This window comes from Halotalea alkalilenta DSM 17697, from assembly GCF_000621205.1.
Classification (GTDB): domain Bacteria; phylum Pseudomonadota; class Gammaproteobacteria; order Pseudomonadales; family Halomonadaceae; genus Halotalea; species Halotalea alkalilenta.
The window spans coordinates 37504-53528 of the sequence record NZ_JHYY01000024.1; the positions used below are offsets into that span (position 1 = coordinate 37504).

At 61.9% G+C, this 16025-nt stretch carries 16 protein-coding genes; 11 read left to right on the forward strand and 5 right to left on the reverse strand.

Going from position 1 to position 16025, the window contains the following annotated elements:
* Positions 1-3: 3 nt before the first annotated feature.
* The 9 genes from rpmD to rplQ all read left to right on the forward strand — a co-directional run bounded on the left by rpmD (position 4) and on the right by rplQ (position 5143).
* On the forward strand, positions 4-186 hold the full coding sequence (gene rpmD, locus Q376_RS24195) for a 50S ribosomal protein L30 (RefSeq protein WP_081803395.1): 183 nt from the start codon (positions 4-6) through the stop codon (positions 184-186).
* Positions 187-189: 3 nt separating this feature from the next.
* On the forward strand, positions 190-624 hold the full coding sequence (rplO, locus tag Q376_RS0104575) for a 50S ribosomal protein L15 (protein WP_027349313.1): 435 nt from the start codon (positions 190-192) through the stop codon (positions 622-624).
* Positions 624-1958: a preprotein translocase subunit SecY gene (gene secY / locus Q376_RS0104580; RefSeq protein ID WP_027349314.1), complete on the forward strand. Its 1335-nt coding sequence runs from the start codon at positions 624-626 to the stop codon at positions 1956-1958. Before rplO ends, secY begins: the two co-directional genes overlap by 1 nt.
* Positions 1959-1987: 29 nt before the next feature.
* The gene (gene rpmJ, locus Q376_RS24200) at positions 1988-2101 is read left to right on the forward strand and encodes a 50S ribosomal protein L36 (protein WP_077373351.1); all 114 of its coding nucleotides are present in this window, start codon (positions 1988-1990) and stop codon (positions 2099-2101) included.
* 140 nt (positions 2102-2241) lie between these two features.
* Complete coding sequence (gene rpsM, locus Q376_RS0104585) at positions 2242-2598, forward strand: 30S ribosomal protein S13 (RefSeq protein ID WP_027349315.1); 357 nt, start codon at positions 2242-2244, stop codon at positions 2596-2598.
* Between the two features lie 34 nt (positions 2599-2632).
* Entirely contained in the window at positions 2633-3019 is a 387-nt protein-coding gene (gene rpsK / locus Q376_RS0104590) for a 30S ribosomal protein S11 (protein ID WP_027349316.1), read from the forward strand.
* 12 nt (positions 3020-3031) lie between these two features.
* Positions 3032-3652 carry a 30S ribosomal protein S4 gene (gene rpsD, locus Q376_RS0104595; protein ID WP_027349317.1) on the forward strand — a complete coding sequence of 207 codons (621 nt, stop codon included), beginning with the start codon at positions 3032-3034 and terminating at the stop codon, positions 3650-3652.
* A gap of 64 nt (positions 3653-3716) precedes the next feature.
* Positions 3717-4715, forward strand: coding sequence for a DNA-directed RNA polymerase subunit alpha (locus Q376_RS0104600; protein ID WP_027349318.1), 999 nt, complete (start codon positions 3717-3719; stop codon positions 4713-4715).
* Between the two features lie 41 nt (positions 4716-4756).
* Entirely contained in the window at positions 4757-5143 is a 387-nt protein-coding gene (gene rplQ / locus Q376_RS0104605) for a 50S ribosomal protein L17 (protein WP_027349319.1), read from the forward strand.
* A gap of 142 nt (positions 5144-5285) precedes the next feature.
* Here rplQ and uvrA read toward each other — a convergent pair whose 3' ends face one another.
* Positions 5286-8138 carry an excinuclease ABC subunit UvrA gene (gene uvrA / locus Q376_RS0104610; RefSeq protein WP_043446268.1) on the reverse strand — a complete coding sequence of 951 codons (2853 nt, stop codon included), beginning with the start codon at positions 8136-8138 and terminating at the stop codon, positions 5286-5288.
* 334 nt (positions 8139-8472) lie between these two features.
* On the opposite strand from uvrA, the gene ssb reads away from it, so the two are divergent.
* A complete protein-coding gene (gene ssb, locus Q376_RS0104615) occupies positions 8473-9087 on the forward strand; it encodes a single-stranded DNA-binding protein (RefSeq protein WP_027349321.1) in 615 nt (204 codons plus the stop codon).
* 54 nt (positions 9088-9141) lie between these two features.
* Positions 9142-9981, forward strand: coding sequence for a GntR family transcriptional regulator (locus tag Q376_RS0104620; RefSeq protein WP_211266600.1), 840 nt, complete (start codon positions 9142-9144; stop codon positions 9979-9981).
* A 139-nt stretch (positions 9982-10120) separates the two neighbouring features.
* Here the strand turns inward: Q376_RS0104620 and Q376_RS0104625 are convergent, their stop codons facing one another.
* From Q376_RS0104625 to Q376_RS0104640, 4 genes are read right to left on the reverse strand one after another with little or no spacing between them, the layout of a single operon-like run.
* Positions 10121-11347 (reverse strand): amidohydrolase family protein, encoded by a 1227-nt coding sequence (locus Q376_RS0104625; RefSeq protein WP_027349323.1) that lies wholly within the window; start codon positions 11345-11347, stop codon positions 10121-10123.
* Positions 11344-13836 carry a branched-chain amino acid ABC transporter ATP-binding protein/permease gene (locus Q376_RS0104630; RefSeq protein ID WP_027349324.1) on the reverse strand — a complete coding sequence of 831 codons (2493 nt, stop codon included), beginning with the start codon at positions 13834-13836 and terminating at the stop codon, positions 11344-11346. The genes Q376_RS0104625 and Q376_RS0104630 overlap by 4 nt, the downstream gene beginning before the upstream one ends.
* Positions 13833-14702, reverse strand: coding sequence for a branched-chain amino acid ABC transporter permease (locus tag Q376_RS0104635; RefSeq protein WP_027349325.1), 870 nt, complete (start codon positions 14700-14702; stop codon positions 13833-13835). The genes Q376_RS0104630 and Q376_RS0104635 overlap by 4 nt, the downstream gene beginning before the upstream one ends.
* Before the next feature lie 46 nt (positions 14703-14748).
* The gene (locus Q376_RS0104640; protein ID WP_027349326.1) at positions 14749-15936 is read right to left on the reverse strand and encodes an ABC transporter substrate-binding protein; all 1188 of its coding nucleotides are present in this window, start codon (positions 15934-15936) and stop codon (positions 14749-14751) included.
* Between the last annotated feature and the right edge of the window lie 89 nt (positions 15937-16025).

A 16025-nucleotide genomic window follows, 5' to 3' on the forward strand; every position in this document is an offset into this window, starting at 1 on the left:
ACCATGTCAGGCAAGCTTAAAGTTACTCAGGTCCGCAGTGTGATCGGCACTGGCAAGAAGCATCAGGCCACGGTTCGTGGTCTGGGTCTTCGCCGTATCGGCCACACCGTTGAACTGGAAGACACTCCGGCCGTTCGCGGCATGATCAACAAGGTTAACTACCTTGTCCGAGTCGAAGGGGAGTAATCCATGAAGCTCAACACTTTGCGTCCGGCACCGGGCGCCAAGCATGCCGAAAAACGCCTTGGGCGCGGTATCGGCTCCGGGCTCGGCAAGACTGGCGGTCGCGGCCATAAAGGGCAGAAATCTCGCTCCGGCGGGACTGTGAAGCCCGGTTTCGAGGGTGGCCAGATGCCGCTCCAGCGTCGTCTGCCGAAGTTCGGCTTCACCTCGGCCAAGTCGCTGGTCTCTGAAGAGGTTCGCCTCTCCGAGCTGGCCAAGGTCGATGGCGAGGTCGTCGATCTCACGACGCTGAAACAAGCCAACGTGATCAAGGACTCGACCCGCTTCGCCAAGATCGTTCTCTCTGGCGAGCTGGACCGTGCCGTTACCGTGCGTGGCGTCAAAGTCACCAAGGGTGCTCGCGCGGCGATCGAAAACGCTGGTGGTAAGGTAGAGGACTAATGGCTAAGTCAGGAAACGTACCGGCCAGCAGCCAGGGCGGCCTCAGTGAACTCTGGGCCCGTCTTCGGTTCGTGATCATCGCGCTCGTGGTGTACCGGATCGGTGCCCACATTCCGGTGCCCGGTATCAATCCTGACCAGCTCGCTGCCCTCTTCAGAGAAAACCAGGGCACCATCCTGAGCTTGTTCAACATGTTCTCCGGTGGTGCGCTGGAGCGGATGAGCATCTTCGCGCTCGGCATCATGCCGTACATTTCCGCGTCGATCATCATGCAGCTCTTGACGGTAGTCTCTCCCCATCTCGAGCAGTTGAAGAAGGAAGGAGAGGCAGGTCGTCGCAAGATCACCCAGTACACTCGCTACGGCACGGTCGTACTGGCACTGATCCAAGCGGTCGGCATGGCAGTGGGACTGGTTGGGAGCGGTGTGGCTTACAGTGCCGACATCAGCTTCTACTTCACCGCCATCGTGACCTTCGTCGCTGGCGCGGTGTTCCTGATGTGGCTCGGTGAGCAGATCACCGAGAAGGGGATCGGCAACGGCATTTCGCTGATCATCTTCGCGGGTATCGTCGCTGGCATGCCCAGTGCGGTCGGGCAGGCCTTCGAACTGGCGCGCAACGATGGTGCCTGGAACGTGCTGCCGCTGCTCGCGCTGGCGCTCCTCGGCGTCGCCACCGTCGCTTTCGTGGTATTCATCGAACGCGGCCAGCGCCGCATTACGGTGAACTATCCGCGGCGTCAGGTGGGCAACAAGATGTATGCGGGCCAGAGCAGCTATCTGCCGATGAAGGTCAACATGGCGGGTGTCATTCCGCCGATCTTCGCGTCCAGCATCCTGCTCTTCCCGGCGTCCATCGGACAGTGGTTCGGGCAGGGCGAAGGATTGGGGTGGCTTTCCACCATCTCTCAGGCGCTTGGGCCAGGACAACCGCTCTACATCTTGCTTTTTGCAGCCGCGGTAGTATTCTTCTGCTTCTTCTATACGGCGCTGGTCTTCAATCCGAAGGACGTCGCCGACAATCTGAAGAAGTCTGGAGCCTTCCTTCCGGGTATCCGCCCGGGGGATCAGACCGCGCGCTACATCGACAAGGTGATGACGCGGTTGACGCTGTTCGGGGCTATTTACATCACGTTCGTCTCCCTGATGCCTCAGTTCTTGATGGTCGCCTGGCAGGTGCCCTTCTACTTCGGCGGTACGTCGATACTGATCGTGGTGGTGGTCGTGATGGACTTCATGGCCCAGGTGCAATCGCATCTGATGTCCCATCAGTACGAGTCCGTGATGAAGAAGGCCAACCTCAAAGGCTATGGCAGCGGCGGCATCATGCGCTGATGTCTCCGCTAGACATTTTGGAGTGAACGATGAAAGTTCGAGCTTCCGTTAAAAAGATCTGCCGTAACTGCAAGATCATTCGCCGTCGCGGTGCTGTGCGGGTTATCTGCACCGAACCGCGGCACAAGCAGCGCCAGGGTTGATCCTAGATCTTTACCCTGACACCGCTTTTGACCTCGGCGCGAGCATGCCTCTTGCTCCAGTAGTGAGCAAGAGGTATGCTATTGCGCCTTTTTGTAGATGACTAACCGAGCAAAGCCGCTCAAATCTTCGGAGTAAGCTGATGGCCCGTATTGCAGGCGTCAATATCCCGGACAACAAGCATGCGGCGATCTCGCTGACCTACATCTACGGCGTTGGCCGTACTCGCTCCAAAGCGATCTGTGCTGCTGTTGGCATCGAAGCCAGCACCAAGATCGGGGATCTCTCCCCCGAGCAGCTGGACGTTTTGCGTGCAGAAGTCGGCAAGTACGTCGTAGAAGGTGACCTTCGCCGTGAGATCACGCTGAATATCAAGCGTCTCATGGATCTGGGTTGCTACCGTGGTCTGCGCCATCGTCGTGGTCTTCCGTTGCGCGGTCAGCGCACCAAGACCAACGCGCGTACCCGTAAGGGGCCGCGTAAACCGATTCGCAAATAACGCGTGATGCGTTAACACCAGGATACTTCCAAACATGGCTAACCCGCGCAGTAACCGTAAAAAGGTTAAAAAGCAGGTAGTGGATGCGATCGCTCATATCCACGCCTCTTTTAACAACACGATCGTGACGATCACAGACCGCCAGGGCAACGCGCTCGCATGGGCGACTGCCGGTGGTTCGGGTTTTCGTGGTTCTCGCAAGAGCACCCCGTTCGCGGCTCAAGTAGCAAGCGAACGTGCAGCGACCGCTGCAGCCGAGTATGGAGTGAAGAACGTAGACGTGCTGGTCAAGGGTCCCGGACCCGGCCGTGAATCCGCCGTGCGTGCGCTCAACGCCGCAGGCTTCCGCGTACAGAGCATCACCGACGCGACGCCCGTTCCTCACAACGGCTGCCGTCCGCCGAAAAAACGCCGCGTATAAGGAGACAGATTCATGGCACGTTATACCGGACCCAAATGCAAGCTGTCTCGTCGCGAAGGCACCGATCTCTTCCTCAAGAGCGGCGTCACCGCATTCGAGAAGAAATGCAAAGCCGAGCAGCCCCCGGGGCAGCATGGCCAGCGCCGTCAGCGTCTCTCCGACTACGGTACTCAGCTGCGTGAAAAGCAGAAAGTGCGTCGCATGTACGGCGTACTGGAAAAGCAGTTCCGCAACTACTACAAAAAGGCAGCAAGCCAGAAGGGTGCGACCGGCGAAGTTCTGCTTCAGCTGCTCGAAACCCGCCTGGACAACGTCGTCTACCGCATGGGCTTCGGTGCTACCCGCGCTGAAGCACGCCAGCTGGTGAGCCACAAGGCGATCGCCGTCAACGGCAAGACCGTTAACGTCGCTTCCTACAAGGTTTCCACTGGTGACGTGATCTCCGTACGCGAGAAGTCGAAGAACCAGAGCCGTATCCAGGCTGCCCTCGAAATTGCCGGCAACCGTGGCGACATCGCTTGGATCGAAGTCGATGCCAAGAAGATGGAAGGCACGTTCAAGGCCATTCCCGAGCGTGGAGACCTGTCTGCCGACATCAACGAAAACCTGATCGTCGAGCTCTACTCCAAGTAATCCTTCGAGTGGTCAACTTCGTAAGAGACTTCGAGTATTCGTTCGGCAGCCTAAAGGTGTTCATATGCAGCGTTCAGTGACAGAGTTTCTCCGTCCTCGCGATATCAAGGTCGAAGAGATCAACGCGAATCACGCGAAGATCGTGCTCGAACCATTCGAGCGCGGCTTCGGTCATACCCTGGGGAATGCTCTGCGTCGCATCCTTCTCTCCTCGATGCCCGGCTGTGCCGTCGTAGAGGCCGAGATCCAAGGAGTCGAGCACGAGTACAGCGCCATCGAAGGCATTCAGGAAGATGTCATCGAAATCCTCCTGAACCTCAAAGACGTGTCCATCAAGATGCACGGACGCGACGATGCTGAGCTGGCGCTGAACAAGCAGGGCCCTGGCGTCGTGACCGCTGGCGATATCGCCGTCGGCCACGATGTCGAGATCGTCAATCCGGATCACGTCATCGCTCACCTGAACGATGGCGGCGAGCTCAACATGAAGCTTCGCGTCATGCGTGGTCGCGGCTACGAGCCGGCAGACGTCCGTGCCCAGAACGAAGACGAAACCCGAGCGATCGGTCGTCTCCAGCTGGATGCGACCTACAGCCCGGTTCGTCGCGTTTCCTACGCCGTCGAGTCTGCGCGCGTAGAGCAGCGTACCGACCTCGACAAGCTCGTGATCGACCTGGAGACCGATGGCACCCTGGATCCCGAAGAGGCGATCCGCCGCTCCGCGACCATTCTGCAGGAGCAGCTGGCTGCCTTCGTCGATCTTGAAGCCGATAAAGAGCAGGAAGTCGAGGAGGAAGAGGATCAGATCGATCCGATTCTGCTCCGCCCCGTAGACGATCTCGAGTTGACCGTCCGCAGCGCCAACTGCCTCAAGGCCGAGAACATTTACTACATCGGCGATCTGATTCAGCGCACCGAAGTCGAGCTGCTGAAGACGCCGAACCTTGGCAAGAAGTCCTTGAATGAAATCAAGGATGTGCTCGAGGCACGTGGTTTGTCGCTCGGTATGAGGCTGGAAAATTGGCCGCCCGCGAGCCTGAAGGACGAAAAGGCCTCCGCCTGAAACGGGTGACTCGAGTCCAAGATTGGTAAGGAATCACAACCATGCGTCATCGTAAGAGTGGTCGTCAACTCAACAGGAATTCGGCGCACCGCCATGCCATGTTCAAGAACATGTGCGTGTCGCTGGTCGAGCATGAACTGATCAAAACCACCCTGCCCAAGGCCAAGGAACTGCGTCGTCATATCGAGCCGCTGATCACCCTGGCCAAGAGCGACAGCGTCGCCAACCGGCGCCTGGCGTTCAGCCGCACGCGTTCCGACGCCGCGGTGGGCAAGCTCTTCCGCGAGCTGGGTCCGCGCTACGCTACCCGTCCGGGCGGCTATGTGCGCATCCTCAAGTGCGGTTTTCGCCCCGGCGACAACGCACCGATGGCTTACGTAGAGCTGGTGGATCGCCCGGTAGCTGCTGAAGCCGCCGGCGACGAGTAAGCATCGCGCGCCTTGCTGACCAGGCGCGAGCGGTAATCAAAGCCGATTCGGGAGATCCCGAATCGGCTTTTTTCTTTCATCCGGTGAGGCGATCAGCCAGCGAGTCGGCGGCACACTCGTGATGTCGTGCCGCCGCTGTTCATCATCCGGCGCGCTTGCCTCGTTCGGTATGGGCTTCCAGCAGGGGTTTGAGAAAGCGCCCCGTGTGGGACCGCTCGTTTTCCGCCAGCGTCTCCGGCGTGCCTTCCGCGATGATCTGCCCTCCCTTCGAGCCACCCTCAGGGCCCAGGTCGATCAGCCAGTCGGCGGTCTTGATCACATCGAGATTGTGCTCGATCACCACGATCGAATTGCCCTGATCGCGCAGCTTGTGCAGCACTCCGAGCAGTTGGCGAATATCCTCGAAGTGAAGGCCGGTGGTGGGCTCATCGAGAATGTAGAGCGTCTTGCCGGTATCGCGTTTGGCGAGCTCGCGGGCGAGCTTGACCCGCTGCGCCTCGCCCCCTGAGAGCGTGGTCGCGCTCTGGCCGAGGCGCACGTAGGTCAGCCCCACGTCCATCAGCGTCTGCAGGCGGCGTGCGATCGCGGGAACCGGGGAGAAGAAGGTCAGCGCGTCCTCGACGGTCATTTCGAGCACCTCGTGGATGTTCTTCTCCTTGTACTTCACCTCGAGCGTTTCGCGGTTGTAGCGCTTGCCATGACAGACGTCGCAAGGAACGTAGATATCGGGCAGGAAGTGCATCTCGACCTTGATCAGCCCCTCCCCCTGGCAGGCCTCGCAGCGCCCACCCTTGACGTTGAAGCTGAACCTGCCCGGTTTGTAGCCGCGAGCCCGCGCCTCCTGGGTACCGGAGAACAGCTCGCGGATCGCGGTGAATATCCCAGTATAGGTGGCTGGGTTGGAGCGCGGAGTACGGCCGATCGGGCTCTGGTCGATGTCGATCATCTTGTCGAGCTGGTCGAGCCCCGAGATCGAGCGGTAGGGCGCCGGCGTGAGCGTGGTCGCCTTGTTCAGCTCGGTGGCGGCGATCGGCATCAGCGTTGCATTGATCAGCGTCGATTTACCCGATCCAGAGACTCCGGTGATGCAGACGAAGCGGCCCAGCGGCAGATGCAGGTCGACATCGCACAGGTTGTTACCGCTAGCGCCGTGCAGGTGGATCATCTTGTTTTCGTTGACTGGAAAACGCTGGTGCGGAACCTCGATACGCCGCTTGCCGCTCAGATACTGGCCAGTGAGCGAGTCCGGGTGCCGCTCGATCTGTGCGGGCGTACCCTGGGCGACGATCCGGCCGCCGTGAACACCGGCCCCGGGGCCGATGTCGAGCACGTGGTCGGCGGCGCGAATCGCATCCTCGTCGTGTTCGACCACGATCACCGTATTGCCCAGGTCGCGCAGATGCACCAGGGTGCTGAGCAGCCGATCATTGTCGCGCTGGTGCAGGCCGATCGACGGCTCATCGAGGATGTACATCACCCCCACCAGGCCCGCGCCGATCTGGCTCGCCAGGCGGATGCGCTGTGCCTCACCACCGGAGAGCGTGTCGGCGCTGCGCTCCAGGGTCAGGTAGTCGAGACCGACATTGACCAAGAATTCGAGCCGCGCGCTGATCTCGTTCAATATTTTCACCGCGATCTCGCCCTTGCGGCCTGGCAGCTGCATGGTCGAGAACAGCGCCTGTGCCTCGCCGATCGGCATCCTCACCACAGAGGGCAGTGGCCGATCATCGACGAATACGTTGCGCGCCTCGCGCCTGAGTCGAGAGCCTTCGCAGTTAGGGCAAGGGCGAATCGCGATGTACTTGGCGAGCTCATCGCGCACCGTGTTCGAGTCGGTATCGCGATAGCGCCGCTCGAGATTCGGCAGTACGCCCTCGAAAGGGTGGTGCCGGGTGACCTGCTTGCCGCGATCGTTGACGTAGCTGAAAGCGATCTCCTCGCCGCCGCTGCCATGCAGCACGATGTCCCGCGCCGAAGCGGGGAGATCGCGCCAGGGCGTGTCGAGCGCGAACCCATAGTGTTCGGCGATCGCTTCGAGCAGGCCGAAGTAGTAGATGCTGCGGCGATCCCAGCCCTTGATCACCCCCTCGGCCAGCGATAGCTCATGCTGGCGGACCAGCTTGTCGGGGTCGAAGAACTGATGCACCCCGAGGCCATCGCAGCTTGGGCAGGCTCCAGCCGGGTTGTTGAACGAGAACAGCCTCGGTTCCAGCTCGGCCAGCGAGTAGCCGCAGATCGGGCAGGCGAAGCGAGAAGAGAAGATCATCGGCTCGCGATCTTCATCCATGAAATGTAGGATCGCCGCACCGTCGGCCAGCCCTAGCGCGGTCTCGAACGATTCGGCGAGGCGCTGGGCCAGGTCCGGGCGAATCTTCACACGGTCGATCACCACGCTGATGTCGTGTTTCTTGTTCTTCTCCAGCGCTGGCACGTCATCGAGCTCGTATACCTCGCCATCGACCATGGCACGGACGTAGCCTTGGGCGCGCAGCTCGGAGAGCAGCTGCTGATGCTCACCCTTGCGGCCTTTGACCAGCGGTGCGAGCAGCATCACCCGGCTGCCTTCGGGTAGCGCCAGGGTCTGGTCGACCATCTGCGAGACGGTCTGCGCTTCGAGATCGAGGTGATGATCCGGGCAGCGTGGTGTACCCGCGCGGGCATAGAGCAGGCGCAGGTAGTCATAGATCTCGGTGATGGTACCGACCGTGGAGCGCGGGTTGTGCGAGGTCGATTTCTGTTCGATCGAGATGGCCGGAGACAGTCCCTCGATATGGTCGACGTCGGGTTTCTCCATCATCGACAGGAACTGGCGCGCATAGGTGGAGAGCGACTCGACGTAGCGGCGCTGGCCTTCGGCATAGAGAGTGTCGAAGGCCAGCGACGACTTGCCCGAGCCGGAAAGCCCGGTGACCACGATCAGCTTGTCGCGCGGCAGCTCTACATCTATGTCCTTCAGGTTATGAGTGCGCGCACCGCGCACCAGAATACGATCCATGGCGACCTCTGACGGGTTAAGCGAGTAACTATAGGCCATAGCGGCCCCAGGCGTCTTTACGTCACGCGGCCAAGACCCTCGGCGCGTATGCCGAGGGGTTCAAGTACGCTAAAATGCGCCGATAGCCTTAGGGCGCGCCACTCAATTGTGCAAGCCTTGCCGTGCGCTTCGCGGTAGGTGGCGAATGCCGGGCACCGGCTCATGATCCGAGCGAGTGGCACGACTCCAAGCGCGCACGAGCGGTTTCGGCCGCCTGCCAGAAGGATGACCGGACGCTGGTGCGAGGGTCGGCCCTGAGGCGCGAACCAGGAATTTTCAATCGAGGAGAGCGGATATGGCCCGCGGTGTGAACAAAGTGATCCTGATCGGCAATCTCGGTCAGGATCCTGAAGTGCGTTTCCTGCCCTCGGGCAACCCGGTCTGCAACCTGCGCCTGGCCACCACCGACACATGGAACGACCGCCAGAGCGGTCAGCGCCAGGAACGTACCGAATGGCACACGGTGGTGCTGTTCAACAAGCTGGCCGAGATCGCCCAGCAGTACGTCAAGAAAGGGTCCCGACTCTATATCGAAGGGCGCCTGCAGACGCGCAAATGGCAGGGACAGGACGGCCAGGATCGCTACTCCACCGAGATCGTCGCCAACGACATGCAGATGCTCGATTCCCGGGCCGGCGATTTCAACCCTAACAATGGGGGTGGCCAGGGCGGTTATCAACCGCGCGGCAACCAGGGGGGCGGTGCTCCACAGGGTGCCCCGCAGGGCGGCTATGGCGGTGGCCAGGATTATGGCCAAGCGGCTCGCGCTCCGGCCCAAGGTGGCGGCCAGCCGCGCCCGGCGCCGGGCAACGCCCCCCAGCAGGGTGGCTATGGCGCCCCGCAGCAGAACAACAATGGCGCTCCGAACCCGGGCAGCTTCGACGATTTCGACGACGAGATTCCGTTCTAGAGCGTACCTTGACGAAAGCTGTAAAGTTTTCCTTGCGCAGCCCCGCGTCCTGAATTGACCCCCAATAGTCGGATGGTTCACTCAGCCGGGGCTCAAGGCTTGAGTCCTGTATCGTACGGGGCGCTGGCGGATGATGCCGTCCGTTGCCCGACCGCCAATGCTGTGCGGGTGACAGAGGTTCTCCGCAGAAACGAGGAAAGGATGGGCTCGAGAACGGTCACCGCCAAACAGCGTGAGGTTCAGCGCATCGTCGATGCGTTGCACAGGGCCATCGCCCAGCATCGCCTGCCGCCCGGCACCCGCCTGATCGAAGCGCAGATCGTCGAGACCCTGCAAGCCAATCGCAACCATGTCCAGGCCGCGTTGCAACGCCTGGCACTGCAGAAAGTGGTGACCATTGAGGCCAATCGCGGGGCGATGGTCGCCCAGCCCACCGCCAAGGAGGCGCGGGACGTTTTCAGTGCGCGGCGTGCCATCGAGCGGGCGATCGTCGAATCCATCACACCAGCGATCATGCGCAAACAGCGCCAGCGCGTCGCGACCCACATGAACAATGAGCGCAACGCGACTGACCACACCGATCGCCGCGCCATCGTGCGCGAGCTGAGCGAGTTCCACCTGATGCTCGGCGCGATTTGCGACAACAGCGTGCTCAGCGACATCCTCGGCAACCTGATGGTGCGCAGCTCGCTGATCGTCGCGCTGTACCAGCGTAACGATGTGCCTTCCTGCGCTTCGAACGAACATCAGCAGATCATCACGGCACTGGAAAACGGCGACCGTGAGAAAGCCGTGGCGGTGATGATCGAGCACTTGGAAGAACTGGAAGGGCAACTAGTGCTGGAATCCGCGGCGCCTGCGGAGTTCAACCTCAAGCAGGCGCTGAGTGAGTGATCGAGGGTAGCTGCCTCCGCACTGCTAAGGTGCTGCCGCTTCATCTGGCCGATCGCCAATTCGACCGGGGCGTCTCCATATGGGTGCGTGTATCAGCTTGGCGGTAGGTGTCGATCTGCCCCACCGCGTGCTGCTCTGATTATCGCGGCAACAGCAACCTCCCTTGCGGCCGCTCGAAGGTCCGCTTCCCACGTTTGTAGCCCATCAGCGGCATGCTGATTTCACCAATCACCGCGGCTGGCGAGGGGGCGTCGAAGACGATGAAGTCGGCGTGGCAGCCAGGCGTCAGGCCGTAGTCCGGCAGGCGCAGCATTCGCGCCGATTCGCTCGATACCCACGCCAGGCATTGCAGCAGTTCCGGCTCCGTACCCATCTGGCTGACGTTGGCGAACAGGTTGGCCTGACGCACCAACGAGGCGTCGCCGTATGGCGTGAACGGGTTGCCGATGTTGTTGGTCGACACCGAACACGTCACCCCGCAAGCGTGCAAATGCGCCAGCGGTGCCAAGCCGCGGGGCTTGTCGTGGAAGTGCTCGCGACCCATCAGGAACAAATCGGTGCTCGGTAGGCAAGTCACCTGTACGCCGGCCTCGGCCAGGCGGATACCCAGGGGTATCAATGTCTCCCTGGGCAGCGCCGACAGCTTGGTGACATGGCCGATGGTCACGCGCCCGCCCCAGTCGTGCTGCTCGGTGCAACGCGCCACGTGTGCGACGGTCATGCCCTCGGGATTGAGGTCGAAATCCAGATGGAGATCCAGGTCACAGCCGTACTCCACCGCCAGTTCGAACAGACGCTCGATCTGCCCCAGCGGATCACTGTCGGTGTAAGGGCAGCCACCCAGCACCGTCGCGCCGTTTTCCAGACCGAAGCGCAGCAATTCCTCGGTGCCTGGGTTGTTGAGCATGCCTTCTTGGGGAAATACGCAGATATCCAGAGTGATCGCCCAGGCGTAATCGGCCTGCAAGCGACGAATCGCGTTGAAGCCGATCAGTCCGATCTGCGGATCCAGCTCGACGTGGGTGCGCATGTGCGTGGTGCCCTGCAGGATGGCTTTGTCCAGCACCTGGGCGCCTCGTCGGTAGACATCCTCCTCGGTGAATTCCGCCTTCGCTGCGCTGGTCTGCCGCACGGCTTCGGCCAGTGTGCCAGCCTGCAACCGGCAGCGCTGCATGATGCAGGCCTTGTCCAGATGGATGTGTGTTTCGATCAGTCCCGGCAGCAGCAGCCGACCTTCGAGATCGAGGGTCTCGCAGGCAGTGACCTCACGGCTCAGCGCCTCGACGAAGCGCCCGTCCTCAACGTATAGCGAGGTCGGAATCGGCTCGTGACCGACGCGGGCATTGTCGATGATCAAGGCGCTCATGCGCTGACTCCCTCGCCCAGATACGCCGCTGCCAGTTCGCTGTCCTCGCGCAGCTGCGCGGCGCTACCGGACTTGATCACACGGCCGGTTTCCAGCACGTAAGCGCGATCAGCGACCTGCAGTGCGAGGTTGGCCATCTGGTCCACCAGTAACAGAGTCACGCCCTCATCGCGTAGCGCTGCCAGCGCATCGTACAACTCGCCGATCATCGACGGCGAAAGCCCCAGCGACGGCTCGTCGAGCAGCAGAATCTTCGGCTTGGCCATCAGTCCACGACCCACCGCGACCATTTGCTGCTCGCCACCGGAAAGCAGGCCGGCGGGGCTGTCGATGCGATCGCGCAGGCGTGGGAAGCGCTGCAGGATCGCTTCGATTTCCCCCTCGGCATCCACCGCGTCGCGGCGTGAATAACTGCCCAGCAACAGGTTGTCGCGCACACTCAGGTAGGGGAAGACCTGACGACCTTCGGGCACCAGCGCCAGGCCCTGGCCTGCGATGCTGCTGGCGCTGGCCTGCTCGATGTTTTCGTTGTCCAGCAGGATGCTGCCGCCCGATGCGCGATGCAGCCCGGCCAGGCATTGCAGGATGCTGGATTTGCCCGCGCCATTGGCGCCGAGAATCGCCACCAGTTCGCCTGGATTGACCACCAGATCGACCTTGTTCACCACTGGCGCGGCGCCGTAGTCGATGACCAGATCCTTGACGTACAGGCGCGCATCGTGACTGCCGTCCCATGCCTTGTTGCGAGGCGTGGCCTGATAATCAGTGCCGCCCAGATACGCTGCGATGACGCGCTCGTCGTGTTGCACTTCGGCGGGTGTGCCGACCGTGATCGGTTTGCCTGCATCGAGCACCAGCAAGCGTTCGGACACCGCCATCACCAGCGCCATGTCGTGCTCCACCAGGATCACCGTCAGACCGAAACCTGCGAGTTGCTTCAGCAGAGTGGCCAGCGCATCGGTGTCGCGGCGGCTCAGGCCGGCGGCGGGTTCGTCCAGCAGCAACACCGCGGGTGCCGTGGCGAGGGCCCGGGCGATTTCCACCAGGCGGCGGTCGACATGGGCCAGGTCCTCGGCAGGGATATTGACTGCGCCGCGATAGCCGACCAGCGCCAGCAGATCCAGCGCCAGCTCTCGTTGGGCGTCGCTCGGTCGGCTGAAGATCAGCCCCAGCCGGCCTTGCTGCATCGCCACCAGCACGTTGTCCAGCACCGACATTTCGCCGAACAGCTGAGTGGTCTGGTAAGTGCGGGCGATCCCGGCACGGGCGCTCTTCCAGGCAGGCAATCCGGCCAGCGCCCGACCCAGTTCGATCTGCCCGCTGTCGGGGGTATAGAACCCGCTGATCATGTTCAGCACCGTGGTTTTACCTGCGCCGTTGGGGCCGATGATGCTGGTGATGCTGCCGGCCGGAGCGTGCAGGCTCACCTGTTGCGCTGCTTGCACACCGCCGAATCGGATGCCGATGTCGCGAATGTGCAGACCGTCGCGATGGGTGCGATTGCCCAGGTAGTCGGCGACGCGTCTGGTATCGATTCGTGCCGGCGGTGTCAGCGCTGTCGGCTTGATCCAGCGGCGGGCGATGGTACCCAGCAAACCGTTGGGTGCGATCCACAGCACCACCAGCAAAAGCACCGAAAAGATCAGCAGCCGGTATTCGGCGAAATCCGACAGCAACTCAGGCACGAGCACGATCAGCAACGCACCTAGCACCGGACCGAACAAAGTGCCGCTGCCGCCGACGATCACCGCCAGCACGAACAGGATCGACTGCGAGAACGGAAAGGATTCCGGGTTGATGAACATCAGCAACGGCGCGAGCAGCGAGCCCGCCAAGCCGGTGAGCAGCGCCGACAGGGCGAAGGCCAGGGTCTTGCTGACGACCGGGTTGAAACCCAGGGAGCGGGCGGCGATTTCCGAGGCCTTCACTGCGCGCATGGCCTTGCCCCAGCCGCTGTGATGCAGGCGCTGATAGAACGCCAGTGCGGCGATCATCAGGGCGGTGGCGATCAATGCCAGCAGGATAGATGGATCCACGTCTGCGAACTCAGGCATCGGAATGCCCATCAGGCCATTGGAGCCGCCGGTGACGTCGCGCCATTCGATCAGGCTGTGATGCACGACAAAGGAAAACGCGATGGTGATCATCGCCAGATAAGACCCGGTGACGCGCAGCGCTGGAATCGCCAGCAAAGCGCCGATGGCGCCAGCCACCAGACCAGCTGCGGGAACGGCCAGCCACAGCGGCCACCCGGCCAGGGTCATCAGCGCCGAGATGTAGGCGCCAATGGCATAGAACGCGATGTGGCCGAAGGAAATCTGACCGCTCAAACCGATCAGTACATTGAGGCCCACGCCCACTACGGCGGCCAGTGCACACAGGGTGAAGACCAGCAGCGAATAGCTGTCGAGAGTGAACGTGGCAACCACGCTGATCAGCGCCAGTCCGACTATGGAAACAGGGCCGAGTTGGGTTTTCAGGTTTTTCATACCTTCACCAGTGCCTGGCTGCCGAACAGGCCGTTGGGGCGGATCGCCAGGGCCAGAATCACCAGAGCGAAAGTAAGTATCTGGGTGAATGCCGAGCCGAAATACAGGGTGACCAGGGCTTCGGTCAGACCGAACAGCAGCCCCGCGACGAACACGCCCCCAGCGCTGGCGATGCCACCCAGAATCGCCACGGCGAAGGCCTTCAGACCGAACAACATGCCCATCTCGGCGTTGACGCTGAACAGCGGCGCGATCAGCAGACCGGCGATGGCTGCGAATACCGTCGATATCGCAAAGGCAATGGCGACCACGCGATTGACGTTGATACCCATCAGCATCGCTGCGCGCGGGTTTTGCACGCAGGCCTCCAGCACCTTGCCAAGCCGCGTGTAACGGCGCACTAGAAAAAGCGCCAGGGCGATGGCCGCGCCGACCAGTGGGATCAATAGCTGCAAGGCGCCGATGGCGTTACCGAACAGCTCGACTTTCAGATTGAGCAAGCTGCTTTCGAACTGCCGAGGCTCTTTGCCGAAGGTGAACAGCGCCAGGTTGTCGACCAGAATGCCGCCCGCCACCGTCGCCATCAGCCAGGCTTGCGAGCCGCGGCTGTGGAACGGGCGCACCAGCCAGCGCTCGATCACCAGTCCGTAGAGGGCGCTGAGCAGAAGCGTCAGCGGCAGTGCCAGCCACAGCGACAGACCCCAGGTGATGCACAGCGTGTAGCCCAGCACTGCGCCGACCATCATGGCGCTACCCTGGGCGAAGTTGACGGTGTGCGAGACCACGTAGGTCAGGTGAAAGCCGAGGGCGAGCAGGGCGTACATGCTGCCCAGTCCCAGGCCTGTGACGATGGCGGCGGTGAACATAGTGAATTCCTTAGTGCTCGGTGACGGCTTGGTTCAGGACCGGAGTTCAGGGATTGAGCGGCACGATCTGGTCACCCACGAAGTGGGCGAACACATAGTCGTCAGGACCAAGTGCGTCATGTTTCTGCGCCGTGAACGGCTGTCTGTAGTCCTTGATCAGACCGTCGTAATCGGTGATCTGGTAGAAGCCGTCGCGCACCGCCTCGCCGTCGGTGCTGCCAGCGTTCTCGATGGCCAGGGCGCTGAGGTGCAGGGCGTCGTAGGCATTGGCGATGCCGACAGCGGGCGTCACATCGGCCAGGCTTTCGATCTGCGGGTAGGCGTTCTTCAGCGCTGCGAGCAGGGCGTCGCCCTTGGCATCGTTGTGTTCGGTGAACACGTAGGTCTGGATGAAGTGCACCCGCGAGGCGCTCGGTCCGGCAAGCTCACCGAAGCGACCGCCCGCCGGACCCCAGTGCGAGACCACCGGCACGTCCCAACCCATGCGGTCGAGGGATTTCACCACCTGGGCCGAGGGTCCGACGTTGCCGACCATCAGCAGGGTATCGGCGCCTGCGTTCTTCAGGCGAGTGAGCTGCGGCACCACGTCGAGGTCGCTGTCCTGGATGCGCTCGACGCCGGCGTTTTCCAGGCCGCGCTTTTCCAGGGCGCGCTTGAAGCCGGCTTCGTTGGATTCGCCCCACGGGTTGTTGATCAGGATCATGCCGGGCTTCTTCATGCCCTGGTCGGCGCCGTACTTGACCAACGCTTCGTCCACCAGCTCATCGACGGCCGAGACACGAAACACGTAGTTGTCCGCGGCGCCGTTCTCGGTGATTTTGGTGCCCGCCGCCCAGATGCCCATGAACGGCACCTTCAGCTGATTGGCCAGAGGCACGATCGCCAGGGAAACCGGAGTGTCGAGGCCGCCGAACAGCACCGTGACTTTCTCGCGCTGGATCAGCTCCCGCGCAGCCAGCATGCCCTTGGACGGGTTGCTTTCGTCGTCGCGACGTACCAGTTCGAGCGGGCGTCCCAGTACACCGCCTTGAGCGTTGACCTCGTCGATGGCCATGGTCAGGCCACGGGTCAAGGCCTCGCCGGACTTGGCCGACTGGCCAGAGAGAGCCGCCACCAAACCGACCTTGATGGGGGGTTCTGCCGCTTGCGTACTGGTGGCGACGGCGAGGTTGAGTGAGATGGCCGCCGCTACGGGGAACAACAGACGCTGCACGTCTGGAAGCCGGAATGACATGGATAACGCTCCTGGTTGCTAGCACTTGTAAATTTATTGCTAGCAATTACGATGCCAGTCCGTGGCCAGCTGAAATCCGAGGGTTAGCG

Coding starts and splice junctions, on each gene's coding strand:
- rpmD (WP_081803395.1), top strand. CDS start 4: ATGTCAGGCAAGCTTAAAGTTACTCAGGTCCGCAGTGTGATCGGCACT.
- rplO (WP_027349313.1), top strand. CDS start 190: ATGAAGCTCAACACTTTGCGTCCGGCACCGGGCGCCAAGCATGCCGAA.
- secY (WP_027349314.1), top strand. CDS start 624: ATGGCTAAGTCAGGAAACGTACCGGCCAGCAGCCAGGGCGGCCTCAGT.
- rpmJ (WP_077373351.1), top strand. CDS start 1,988: ATGAAAGTTCGAGCTTCCGTTAAAAAGATCTGCCGTAACTGCAAGATC.
- rpsM (WP_027349315.1), top strand. CDS start 2,242: ATGGCCCGTATTGCAGGCGTCAATATCCCGGACAACAAGCATGCGGCG.
- rpsK (WP_027349316.1), top strand. CDS start 2,633: ATGGCTAACCCGCGCAGTAACCGTAAAAAGGTTAAAAAGCAGGTAGTG.
- rpsD (WP_027349317.1), top strand. CDS start 3,032: ATGGCACGTTATACCGGACCCAAATGCAAGCTGTCTCGTCGCGAAGGC.
- Q376_RS0104600 (WP_027349318.1), top strand. CDS start 3,717: ATGCAGCGTTCAGTGACAGAGTTTCTCCGTCCTCGCGATATCAAGGTC.
- rplQ (WP_027349319.1), top strand. CDS start 4,757: ATGCGTCATCGTAAGAGTGGTCGTCAACTCAACAGGAATTCGGCGCAC.
- uvrA (WP_043446268.1), bottom strand. CDS start 8,138: ATGGATCGTATTCTGGTGCGCGGTGCGCGCACTCATAACCTGAAGGAC.
- ssb (WP_027349321.1), top strand. CDS start 8,473: ATGGCCCGCGGTGTGAACAAAGTGATCCTGATCGGCAATCTCGGTCAG.
- Q376_RS0104625 (WP_027349323.1), bottom strand. CDS start 11,347: ATGAGCGCCTTGATCATCGACAATGCCCGCGTCGGTCACGAGCCGATT.
- Q376_RS0104630 (WP_027349324.1), bottom strand. CDS start 13,836: ATGAAAAACCTGAAAACCCAACTCGGCCCTGTTTCCATAGTCGGACTG.
- Q376_RS0104635 (WP_027349325.1), bottom strand. CDS start 14,702: ATGTTCACCGCCGCCATCGTCACAGGCCTGGGACTGGGCAGCATGTAC.
- Q376_RS0104640 (WP_027349326.1), bottom strand. CDS start 15,936: ATGTCATTCCGGCTTCCAGACGTGCAGCGTCTGTTGTTCCCCGTAGCG.